This is a genomic window from Subtercola sp. RTI3, assembly GCF_035018625.1.
GTDB classification, from domain to species: domain Bacteria; phylum Actinomycetota; class Actinomycetes; order Actinomycetales; family Microbacteriaceae; genus Subtercola; species Subtercola vilae.
Window position 1 is genome coordinate 94,162 of record NZ_JASJXO010000007.1, and the last position, 11,692, is coordinate 105,853.

8 protein-coding genes are annotated in these 11,692 nt (G+C 67.3%); 7 read left to right on the forward strand and 1 reads right to left on the reverse strand.

Going from position 1 to position 11,692, the window contains the following annotated elements; translation table 11 throughout:
* Positions 1 to 321: 321 nt before the first annotated feature.
* Together QN358_RS04820 and QN358_RS04825 are read left to right on the forward strand one after the other, a co-directional pair.
* Positions 322 to 1,881, forward strand: coding sequence for a DEAD/DEAH box helicase (locus tag QN358_RS04820; protein WP_136641081.1), 1,560 nt, complete (start codon positions 322 to 324; stop codon positions 1,879 to 1,881).
* 140 nt (positions 1,882 to 2,021) lie between these two features.
* Positions 2,022 to 3,023: a nucleoside hydrolase gene (locus QN358_RS04825; protein WP_323511735.1), complete on the forward strand. Its 1,002-nt coding sequence runs from the start codon at positions 2,022 to 2,024 to the stop codon at positions 3,021 to 3,023.
* 37 nt (positions 3,024 to 3,060) lie between these two features.
* On the opposite strand, the gene QN358_RS04830 is transcribed toward QN358_RS04825, so the two are convergent.
* Positions 3,061 to 3,600, reverse strand: coding sequence for an NUDIX hydrolase family protein (locus QN358_RS04830; protein ID WP_136641079.1), 540 nt, complete (start codon positions 3,598 to 3,600; stop codon positions 3,061 to 3,063).
* 93 nt (positions 3,601 to 3,693) lie between these two features.
* On the opposite strand from QN358_RS04830, the gene QN358_RS04835 reads away from it, so the two are divergent.
* The 5 genes from QN358_RS04835 (at position 3,694) to QN358_RS04855 (ending at position 11,184) form a co-directional block, all read left to right on the forward strand.
* Positions 3,694 to 8,700, forward strand: a complete 5,007-nt coding sequence (locus QN358_RS04835; protein WP_323511736.1) for an ATP-dependent helicase — start codon at positions 3,694 to 3,696, stop codon at positions 8,698 to 8,700.
* Positions 8,693 to 9,472, forward strand: a complete 780-nt coding sequence (locus QN358_RS04840) for a DNA-formamidopyrimidine glycosylase family protein (RefSeq protein WP_323511737.1) — start codon at positions 8,693 to 8,695, stop codon at positions 9,470 to 9,472. Before QN358_RS04835 ends, QN358_RS04840 begins: the two co-directional genes overlap by 8 nt.
* 62 nt (positions 9,473 to 9,534) lie before the next feature.
* On the forward strand, positions 9,535 to 9,816 hold the full coding sequence (locus QN358_RS04845) for a metal-sensitive transcriptional regulator (RefSeq protein ID WP_136641076.1): 282 nt from the start codon (positions 9,535 to 9,537) through the stop codon (positions 9,814 to 9,816).
* Positions 9,817 to 9,908: 92 nt separating this feature from the next.
* Positions 9,909 to 10,613 (forward strand): alpha/beta hydrolase, encoded by a 705-nt coding sequence (locus tag QN358_RS04850; RefSeq protein ID WP_237280258.1) that lies wholly within the window; start codon positions 9,909 to 9,911, stop codon positions 10,611 to 10,613.
* 37 nt (positions 10,614 to 10,650) lie between these two features.
* Entirely contained in the window at positions 10,651 to 11,184 is a 534-nt protein-coding gene (locus tag QN358_RS04855) for an aminoacyl-tRNA deacylase (protein WP_323511738.1), read from the forward strand.
* Positions 11,185 to 11,692: the final 508 nt, after the last annotated feature.

The window sequence follows — 11,692 nt, forward strand, 5'->3', positions numbered from 1 at the left end:
CTGCTATAGTGGAACTACTTGCGAGCGCAAATGCGCGCTCCCTGCGTCGTAGAACGCACATCTTCACTGAGGCTCATATCGCCCGACTCCGGTCTGGTGGTGGCGCTCGGGAAGATAAATTCTCACGGCGAACGGATGTGCCCACCGGCACCTTCGCCACACTTCCACCGGAGTTCGGCACCGCTGCGTCGCAGCGCGTCGAGTTGAGATTGCGCAGACGCAGTTCGTACGGGTAGCACCCGCAGATCATCCACTGGTCTGGTGCCACGTACACGCGCAGTTCACGAGGGTGGAACCGATGCCTGGAAGGCACCGAAACCCATGACCGTAGAAACACCCACATTCAGCGCCCTCGGCGTGCCCGCCCCTCTGGTGGCGAAGCTTGCAGCCGATGGAATCGATTCACCGTTCCCCATTCAGATCGACACCCTGCCCGACACCCTCGCCGGGCGCGACGTGCTCGGTCGCGGCAAGACGGGCTCGGGCAAGACCCTGGCCTTCTCGCTGCCGATGATCGCACGCCTCGGCGGAGCGCTCGCCGGCGGCAAGCGTCGCCCGGGTCGCCCGGTGGGCCTCGTGCTCGCACCGACCCGCGAGCTCGCCACCCAGATCACCGCCGTTCTTCAGCCACTCGCTGACGCCTACGGCCTCCGTACGACCACCATCTTCGGTGGCGTCTCACAGCAGCGCCAGGTCGCCGCTCTCAAGGCCGGCGTCGACATCGTGGTGGCCTGCCCCGGCCGCCTCGAAGACCTCATGAAACAGGGCTTCGTGTCACTGGATGCGGTCGAGATCACCGTGCTCGACGAGGCCGACCACATGGCCGACCTGGGCTTTCTGCCGGTTGTCACGCGCATCCTGTCGAAGACGCCCGAGAACGGGCAGCGCCTGTTGTTCTCGGCGACGCTCGACAACGGTGTTGACAAGATCGTCAACCGGTTCCTCCACAACGAGGTTCTGCACTCGGTCGACGAAGCCAACTCGCCCGTCGCCGCCATGACGCACCACGTGTTCGAGGTCAACGACGCCGAAGCGAAGACCGCCCTTGTGCGCAAGCTCGCCTCAGGTACCGGCCGCCGCATTCTGTTCATGCGTACGAAGCACCACGCCAAGAAGCTGGCTCGCCAGCTCATCGAGGCGGGCATCCCGGCCGTCGACCTGCACGGCAACCTGTCGCAGGTTGCCCGTGACCGCAACCTCGCCGCGTTCAGCGCTGGCGACGTGAGCGTTCTGGTCGCGACCGACGTTGCCGCCCGTGGCGTGCACGTCGACGACATCGAGCTCGTCATCCACGTCGACCCGCCGGCCGAGCACAAGGCATACCTGCACCGCTCGGGCCGCACGGCTCGTGCCGGCAGTGCGGGCGACGTTGTGACGGTCATCCTCGCCAGCCAGCGCAAAGACCTCGAGCAGCTTATGCGTAAGGCAGCCATTCAGGTCACGCCCGAGCGAGTGTCGCTCGACTCCCCCTCGGTGAACGCCCTCGTCGGCGAAGTCGCCGCATACGTGAAGCCGTCGGATGCTCCCGTCACCCTCACCGGTGGCGGCCGTGCATTCGGTGGAGGTAACGGCGGCAACGGCGGCGGCGCTCGTCGCGGTGGCCAGGGCGGCTCGCAGGGCGCGAACGCCCAGCGCAAGCGTGCTGTGCGCGATGGTGCTGGTGCAGGCGCTGGTGCGGGTTCTGATCGCCCGCGTCGTGACCGTTCGGCACAGGGCGCAGGGGCCGGTGCCGCGGGCGGCGCTCGCCGTTCGGGCTCCGGTGCAGGCGCTGGCGCTGGTGGCCGCAGCGGTGGATCGTCGACCGTGTGGTCGAGCGCCGGTGGCTCAGCTGCCGCAGCTCCGCGCGCGCACCGTTCAGCGCCGCGCCGCGCACAGGGCTAGTCAGGCTTGCCCGGGCCGGTCGCCGCTTGACAGTGGCGGCCCGGCCCGGTAGCTCGCGCACAATCCGCTTGCGGGTGGTGTTCTCCACAGGTTTCATCGCCTGTCGGGAACGCCGCCGGAAAGCGGATATTTTTATGGGTATGCCTACTGACTCACTCCTCTCGCCCGATTCCGCTCCCGGGGCTGCACCGGTCTCCGTACTGCTCGACGTCGACACCGGCGTCGACGACGCGCTGGCTATTCTGTTCGCGGTGGCGCACCCGGGCATCAACCTGCTTGGCGTGAGCTGCGTGGCGGGCAATGCTGCGCTGCCGCAGGTGATGATCAACACGCTGAAGGTGCTCGATGCGGCTGGCGCGGGCGACATTCCCGTTGCCGGCGGCGCTTCGCGGCCGCTGCTCGCGCCCGCGCGTGACGCATCGCACGTGCACGGGGCCGACGGCCTCGGCGGGGTCGAGCTTCCTGAGACGAACCGCCGCGCGCTCGACATCGGCGCAGTTGAGATGCTGCGCCAGCAGCTCGAAGCGGCCGCCGAGCCGGTGACCATCATCGCGCTGGCGCCGCAGACGAACCTCGCCCTGCTGCTTCGCACGTACCCCGAGGTGGCACCGAAGATCGCCCGGGTGATCTTCATGGGCGGCTCGGCGAGTGTGGGCAACGCCACCGCTGTGGCCGAGTTCAATGTGTGGCACGACCCCGAGGCGGCCGCGATCGTACTCGATTCGGGCATCCGCACGTTCATGTATGGCCTCGACGTGTTCAACCTCGTGTCGGTGCCCCAGCAGACGGCGGTAGCGCTGCAGTCGAGCGACTCACGGGCCGAGCGGCTGGCCGGCAACCTGCTGGCCCACCGCATCGGTGTGGGTGCCGACAAGGAGCCGGTCTACACGGGGCTCATCGGCGACGCGGGCGCGGTGTGCGCGCTGGTCGACCCCGATGCACTCGTCATCGAGCGCCTGCCCGTCTTCGTCGAGCTCGGCGGCACCAGCCGCGGCCAGACAGTCGTCGACCGCCGCCAGTTTCCGGGCGAAGACGCGCTGCACGGCCTGCACGCGCAAGTCGGCCTCACCGACGTCGCACTGAAGGTCGACGCCGAACGCTATGTCGAGCTGTTCCTGAGCACGATCGCCACGCTCGACTGACGCTGATGCTGATGCTGACGCTGAGACTGAGGCTAGGTCAGGAGAGGCGACCCACCGATGCGAGGGCGGCCCGCAGCAGTGCGCCGCGACCGCCCTCCATCTCGGCGTGCACGGCGTCGCTGGTGGCCTCCTGCGGGGTCATCCATGTGAGTTCGAGGGCGTCTTGGCGCGGATCGCAGGTTCCGGTGACGGGGATGACGTAGGCGAGAGACACAGCGTGCTGACGGTCGTCGGTGAAGGCGCTGACGCCCGGCAGCGGGAAGTACTCCGCCACCGAGAACGGAATCGGGCTCGTCGGCAGTTGAGGAAACGCCATCGGGCCGAGGTCTTTCTCGAGGTGCCGGAACAGAGCGTCGCGGAGGGTCTCGCCGTACATGACGCGGCCCGAAACGATGGTGCGTGTCATGTTGCCGCTTGGCGACACACGCAGCAGAACGCCCACCTCGGTGACCTGGCCGAGCCCGTCGACACGCACCGGCACCGCTTCGACGTACAACAGCGGCAACCGCCGCCGGATCTCCTCAAGTTCCTGATCGCTCAACCAGCCGGAATTCGGGTCGGGGGTGCGCACGCTCATGCTTCATTCTTACCCACTTCTGGCCGATTCCCGACCCACTCTCAGCCGGAACCGTCTGAGTGTCGGTGGTATGGGTGAAGATTGAGGGCAAACATGAAGAGAACAGCAACTCCCACAGTCAGTGCCCCCGACGGGCCAGCCACGACGCTGGCCCGATTCTCGCCGGCAACCCGTGAATGGTTCGCGGGGGCCTTTGCCGCGCCCACTGACGCACAGATCGGTGCCTGGAACGCTGTCTCCGAGGGCGCGCACGCGCTCGTGGTCGCCCCCACCGGCTCCGGCAAGACGCTCGCCGCGTTTCTATGGGCCATCGACCAGCTGCTGACGGCGCCCCCGCGCACGCAGCCCGAAGCCAAGCGGGCGCATCCCAAGGCTGACGACACCACCCCCGCACAGGCAGAGCCGCCGGTCGGCACGCGCGTGCTCTACATCTCGCCGCTCAAGGCGCTGGCCGTCGACGTCGAGCGAAATCTCCGGGCCCCCCTGGTGGGCGTCACGCAGACCGCGAAACGCCTCGGCACGATTCCTCCGCAGATCACGGTGGGGGTGCGCTCGGGCGACACCAGCGCCTCAGACCGGCGCACCATGATCAAGAACCCGCCCGACATCCTCATCACCACTCCCGAGTCGCTCTTTCTCATGCTCACGTCGGCAGCGCGCGAGACGCTGGCCTCGGTCGAGACGGTCATCATCGACGAGGTACACGCCGTTGCCGCCACCAAGCGCGGTGCGCACCTCGCCGTGAGCCTCGAGCGACTGGATGCCCAGCTCGAGACTCCTGCGCAACGCATCGGTCTTTCAGCAACCGTGCGGCCGCCCGAAGAGGTGGCGCGCTTTCTCGCCGGCGGGGCTCCCGTGACGATCGTGGCGCCCACGTCGACGAAGAAGTTCGACCTGCACGTCGTGGTGCCGGTCGAGGACATGAGCGACCTGGGGCAGGCTCCGGCCCTCGAGGGTTCGGCCGCTGCAGCCACGCCGCAACACGGGTCGATCTGGCCGCACGTCGAAGAGAGCATTGTCGACCGGGTACTGAAACACCGCTCATCCATTGTCTTCGCGAACTCACGCCGGCTCGCCGAACGTCTCACGGCCCGGCTCAACGAGATCTACGCCGAGCGGCTCGGTCTGGCACAGGAGCGCGAGCTGGCCGGCACCGGCAGCGGCACGAGTGCACACGCAAACACCGCCACCGCCCCCGCCCAGGTGATGGCGCAGAGCGGGCAGACCGAAGGGGCCGAACCACTGCTCGCCCGTGCCCATCATGGCTCGGTGAGCAAAGAGCAACGCGCCATCATCGAAGACGACCTCAAGACCGGTCGCCTGCGCTGCGTGGTCGCCACGTCGAGCCTCGAGCTCGGCATCGACATGGGCGCGGTCGACCTGGTCGTGCAGGTGGAGTCGCCGCCCTCGGTGGCGAGCGGGCTGCAGCGCGTCGGCCGGGCCGGGCATCAGGTCGGCGAAGTTTCGCGGGGTGTTATCTATCCCAAGCACCGGGCAGACCTCATTCACTCTGCGGTGGCGGCGCAGCGGATGACAGAAGGGCTCATCGAAAGCCTCGCTGTACCGAAGAACCCGCTCGACATCCTCGCCCAGCAGACCGTGGCGGCGTGTGCCCTCGAGAGCATCGACGTCGAGGAGTGGTTCGACACGATCAAACGCAGCGCGCCCTTCTCGAGCCTGCCTCGATCGGCCTACGAGGCGACGCTCGACCTTCTCGCAGGGCGCTATCCGTCTGACGAGTTCGCCGAACTGCGGCCGCGCATCGTGTGGGACCGCGACGCCGGCACCCTCACGGGTCGACCCGGGGCCCAGCGGTTGGCCGTGACGAGCGGCGGAACCATCCCCGACCGCGGCCTGTTCGGGGTGTTCATGGTGGGCGAGAAGGCCTCGCGTGTCGGTGAGCTCGACGAAGAGATGGTCTACGAGTCGCGGGTGGGCGACGTGTTCGCGCTGGGGGCGACCAGCTGGCGCATCCAGGAGATCACACACGACCGGGTTCTGGTGACGCCGGCATTCGGCGAACCGGGGCGGCTGCCGTTCTGGCGCGGCGACGGGCTGGGGCGCCCGGTGGAGCTGGGGCGGGCCATCGGTGAGTTCACGCGAACCGTGGGTGGGGCATCCGGTGACCGTGCGCTCGATTTGGCCCGGGCGGCGGGGCTCGACGAGAATGCGGCGACGAACCTCGTGAACTTCATTGTGGAGCAGCGGGAGGCGACCGGGCACGTTCCGAGCGACACGACTTTGGTGGTCGAGCGCTTTCGCGACGAGCTCGGCGACTGGCGCGTGGTGTTGCATTCCCCGTATGGCATGCAGGTGCATTCGCCGTGGGCGCTGGCCATCGGCGCGCGCATTCGGGAGCGGTTCGGGGTCGACGGCGGTGTGGTGGCGAGCGACGACGGCATCGTGGTTCGGCTGCCCGACACCGAGAGCGAGCCCCCCGGCGCCGACCTGTTCGTGTTCGACGCTGACGAGCTCGAGACGATCGTCACAACCGAGGTGGGCGGCTCGGCGCTGTTCGCCTCGCGCTTTCGGGAGAGTGCCGCTCGCGCCCTGCTGCTGCCGCGGCAGAACCCCGGCAAGCGCTCGCCGCTCTGGCAGCAGCGCCAGCGTTCGGCCCAGCTGCTCGAGGTGGCCCGGCGTTACCCCACGTTTCCCATCATTCTCGAGACGGTTCGGGAGTGCCTGCAAGATGTCTATGATCTGCCCTCGCTGAAGGCGCTGGCCGGTGAGATAGAGAACCGGCGAATCCGCATCGTCGAGACCGAGACGCCCGAGCCGTCGCCGTTCGCGCGGTCGCTGCTGTTCGGCTACGTTGCGTCGTTCGTCTACGAGGGCGACAGCCCGCTCGCCGAGCGACGGGCAGCCGCGCTCTCGCTCGACCCGACGCTGTTGGCCGAACTGCTCGGCCGCGCAGAGTTGCGCGAACTCCTCGACCCCGGCGTTCTCGAGCAGACCGAACGAGAACTGCAGCGGGTCGCACCGGGCAGGCAGGCGACGGGCGTCGAAGGTGTTGCCGACCTGGTTCGGATGCTCGGGCCGCTCTCTGCGCCCGAACTGGCCGAGCGGCTGACCGACGGCGCCGACGTCGAAGCGCACCTGGCTGTGCTGCTCGACACTAAACGTGTGCTTGCTGTCACCGTGGCGGGCGACGCCCGCTGGGCCGCGATCGAAGACGCGAGTCGCCTTCGCGACGCGCTCGGTGTTCCGATTCCGTTCGGGGTGCCCGACGCGTTCATCGAACCCGTCGAAGACCCCCTGGGCGACCTGATCGGTCGCTACGCGCGAACGCACGGGCCGTTCACTGCAGTCGAGGTAGGCCAGCGGCTGGGGCTCGGCAGCCAGGTGGCGCACGAGACCCTCAAACGGCTTGAATCGGCACGCCGCGTGGTCGAAGGGGAGTTTCGGCCAACCGGCGACCCGGTGGGTGCGGCCCACCCGGCAGCGTCCACGGAGTGGTGCGACACCGAAGTACTGCGGCGACTGCGCAGCCGCTCGCTCGCCGCGCTACGGCACGAGGTCGAGCCCGTCGAGGCGTCGGCATTCGGTCGCTTTCTGCCTGTGTGGCAGCACGTCGGCGGAACTCTCCGCGGAATCGACGGAGTGCTCACGGTGATCGAGCAGCTGGCGGGCGTGTCTGCGCCTGCTTCGGCGTGGGAGACGCTGGTGCTGCCGTCTCGGGTCTCCGACTACAGCCCGGCGATGCTCGACGAGCTCACGGCCTCGGGCGAGATCGTCTGGTCGGGCAACGGTTCGCTGCCGGGCAGTGACGGCTGGGTCTCGCTGCACCTTGCCGATGCCGTGCGGGTCACGCTTCCTGAGCCGCAGCCATTCGAACCCACCGACGTGCAGAACGCCATCCTCGGAGTACTTGCCGGAGGCGGTGCCTACTTCTTTCGCAACCTCGCTGATGCGGTGGGTGGGGTGCTGGCCGCCGGGGCGGCGGCGCTTGCTGCCGCAGCGACTCCCACTGTTACGACCCCACTCGCAGTGATCCCGCCCGCAGTGACCCCACCCGCAGTGACCCGACCCATTGTCACCCCCATCGATGCGCCTCCCGTCATGGCGGCGCCGATCGTCGCGCCCACCGGCTTCGTCAGCGACGATCAGCTCGTCACGGCGCTCTGGGATCTGGTGTGGGCCGGCCGCCTCACGAACGACACGTTGGCACCGCTGCGCACGCTCACCGGCGGCGGAACCAAGGGCAGCTCCGCGCACACGGCGAAACGGTCGGCGCCACGGGGGCGCACGTACCGCGGCCGGGCCTACGCTCGGCCCACGATGGCGACCCGGGTTGGCCCGCCGACGGTGGGCGGTCGCTGGTCGCTGCTGCCGCGCGCCGAATCCGACCCAACGGTGCGCGCGCACGCCATGGCCGAATTCCTGCTCGACCGCTACGGCGTGGTGACGCGCGGGTCAGTGATGAGTGAGCACATGCCGGGCGGATTCGCGTTGGCGTACCGGGTGTTGAGCCAGTTCGAAGAGACCGGCCGGTGCCGCCGCGGGTACTTCATCGAAGGGTTGGGGGCTGCGCAGTTTGCAGCGGGGGCGACGGTCGACCGACTGCGGTCGTTCGCGGCCGATATCTCGGGAGCGTCGAGTGGTGGGGAGGCGAGCGACCCACCCCGCGCGGGCGAAGCTGGCGCAGGCTCGGGCCGCGGGATGCTCGGCCACGACCCCCGCGTCACGACTCGTGGCGCGGCCGGGGGCGCGGAACGAGCATCCGCGCGCCTGAAAAAGACACGGGCACTCACTCTCGCGGCCAGCGACCCCGCGAACCCGTATGGGGCAGCCCTGCCGTGGCCGCAGGGCGAGGGGCATCGGCCAGGGCGGAAGGCGGGCGCGCTGGTGGTTGTCGTCGACGGCGACCTCGTTCTCTACATCGAGCGGGGCGGCAAGACCGTGCTGTCATTCACTCGCGACGAACAGGTGCTCGTTGAGGCGTCGGCGTCGCTGGCCTTCGCTGTGACGTCTGGCCAGGTCGATCGGCTGACAATCGAGAAGATCGACGGCGAATTCTCTGTCGGTTCGACGGTCGGCCGGATGCTCGAGAGCGCTGGTTTCAGCAATACGCCTCGCGGGCTGAGGTTGCGCAGTGCCTGAGGGCGACACCGTCTACCGCACGGCTGAGCACCTCAACGCGGTATTGGCGGGGCGGGTGCTGACGGGGTGCGACATCCGCGTGCCGAAGTTCGCCACCGTCGACCTGACCGGCGAAACCGTGCACGACGTGGTGAGCCGCGGAAAACACATTCTGATGCGGGTGGGCGAGTTCAGCATCCATTCGCACCTCAAAATGGAGGGAACCTGGCACATCTACCAGCCTAAGACGCGATGGCGAAAGCCCGCGTTCAAAGCGCGGGCGATTCTGCGAACGGCTGAGCATACGGCCGTCGGGTTCGAACTGGGACTGCTCGAGGTTCTGAACCGTGCTGACGAAGGCGATGCGGTCGACTACCTCGGGCCTGACCTGCTGGGGCCCGACTGGGATGCCGGCGAGGCCGAGCGGCGGCTCGCGAGCGACCCGCTGCGGGAGATCGACGTCGCACTGCTTGACCAACGCAACCTAGCTGGACTCGGCAACGTCTTCGTGAACGAACTGTGCTTTCTGCGCGGGGTGCTGCCCACTCGCCCGGTCGCCGAAGTGCCGCGCCTCGACGCGGTCGTTCAGCTGGCGCACCGCCTGATCACGGCCAACCGCGACCGAGTGGAACGCACCACCACCGGCGATACCCGCCCGGGCAAGCAGGTGTTCGTCTACAACAGGGCCGGGCAGCCGTGCCGGCGGTGCGGAAACCGCATTCAGAGCGGCAAGCTCGGTGCGAACGCTCTCTCATTGCGCGACACGTACTGGTGCCCGTACTGCCAGACGTAGAGCATTCGCGACGCAGACGTGATGCTTTCGCTCGTCGCATTCGCGCGCCGTATTCTTGACTCGTGATCGAAGACATCAAGAAGCGAGCCCTGCACCGCACGCGCATTCTGGAAGGCCAGATGCGGGGGCTCGAGAAGATGATCGAGAACGAGGACTACTGCATCGACATCATCACGCTGTCGCTCGCTATTCAGAAGTCACTCGGTTCGCTGAACAAGCTCATGGTTGAGAACCATCTGAAGACCCACGTCTCCGAGATGTTCGATGAGGGCGGGCAGCAACGCGAGAAGGCCATTGAGGAGCTTGTTCGCATCTTCGAGTTGAGCCGCAACCGGGGCGACTGACGGCCCTCTGCCGATGCCCCCAAACGGGAACTGGTAGGTTCATTGCACAGCTACCTTTCGACTTGTCTCGCTTCACAAACTGAAGGAGAATCGTGACCGATTCGACACGCCGCGCTCTCATCAACGACGCAGTTGTCGTGTGGTCGGTCTCGACCGAAGACCTCGCCGCGAAGCTGCCGACCAGCCCGCTCGTCATCATCATGCACGGCTACGGTTCGCACGAGAACGATTTGATCTCCCTGGCGCCCCTTCTGCCCGAGGGCACCATCGCGGCGTCTTTGCGTGCGCCGCTGCTCGCACCGCACCCCGTGGAGAACGGCTTCGCCTGGTTCACCATCGGCGAGCCCGGCAACCCTCGTATTGCCGGTGTCGACGACGCCACCACCGCTGTGCTCGACTGGCTCGACCGGGTTGAAGCCACCTACGGGACCCCGGCGAGCATCTCCACTCTCGGGTTTTCGCAGGGCGGGGCCATGGCTGTGCACCTCATGCGCACGGCGCCCGAGCGCTTCACTGCTGCGGTCAACCTCTCGGGGTTCGTTGTGTCCGGGCAGGTTCACGGCGATCGGGCCATGGCAGAGCTCGGCCCGCCCGTCTTCTGGGGGCGTGACGTCGCCGACCCCGTCATCACTGCCGACGCGGTCGCGCGCACCGAAGAGTGGCTGCCTCAGCATTCCTCGTTGACCGCGAAGCTGTACCCGGGCATTCAGCACGGCGTCTCTCAAGAAGAGATCACCGATGTAACCGAGTTTCTGCAGGCGGCATTTGCTTCGACGAGCGAGGTCACCGCGGTCTGAGGCGGCGGTTTCGCCTGCAACTCGGGTGGTGACATTCATGGCTAAGACGGCAAAATCTTCGAGCGGGGCAGGCGGGGCTTCGGGTCACGGCGGCACGTCGGGCCCGACTACTGCGGCGACCGTTGCTCTGCTGCGGGCTGGCGTGGCTTTCACCCCGCACGCATACCAGCACAACGATGCTGCGACTGATTTCGGGGCGGAGGCCGCCGCCGCGCTCTCGATCGAACCCGGTCGCGTGTTCAAAACGCTGATGGTCGAGACCGACAAAGGCCTGGCCATCGGCATAGTTTCTGTTTCGTCGATGCTCGATGTGAAAGCTCTGGCTGGGGTTCTGGGCGCCAAACGTGCTTCGATGGCCGACAAAGCGGTGGCGGAACGTAAGAGCGGCTATGTGGTCGGTGGCATCAGCCCGTTTGGGCAGAAGACTCCCCTGCCGACGGTTCTGGATGCTCTGGCCCTCGACTATCCGACCATCTACGTCTCGGGCGGGCGTCGGGGGTTCGACGTCGAGGTTGCTCCAGCAGATCTGCTCTCGGTCACTGGGGGGATCACTGCAGTCATTCGCCGGTAGCGCCGCAATTCGGAGGGTGCGCCGTCATTCGGAGGGTGCGCCGCCATTTGGGCGGTGCGCCGTCATCCGCAGGTTGCGCGCTATCGCTTGCTGCCCCGTTTCGATTGCTCGCAAACAAGCAGTACCTGTGCGTTCAGGTTGTGTATGGTCGTGGTTGTCTGACCCATGGTGGTAGTGGTGCGGTGGGCAAGGGTCCGCGTCGTCTGGATCTGATTTGACTGCATGGTCTGGGGGTTTGTTCCCAGTCGATGCTTTTCGGTGGGATCAAAACGGGGACGCCGTTCTGCATGGCAAGTTTCCACTCAGAGGAATGCACATGTGTGTGGTGGAAATGGCACAGCAGTGCCCCGTTATCGATATCTGTACGGCCTGGTGCATAGGTTTGGTGTTTCCAGTCGTCGACGTGGTGGCTTTCGCACCACGACGGGCCTCGGTCGCAGCCCGGCCACACACACCCACCATCCCGCGCGGCCATAGCGGCCCGTTGCGCGGTCGTGAACAGGCGTTT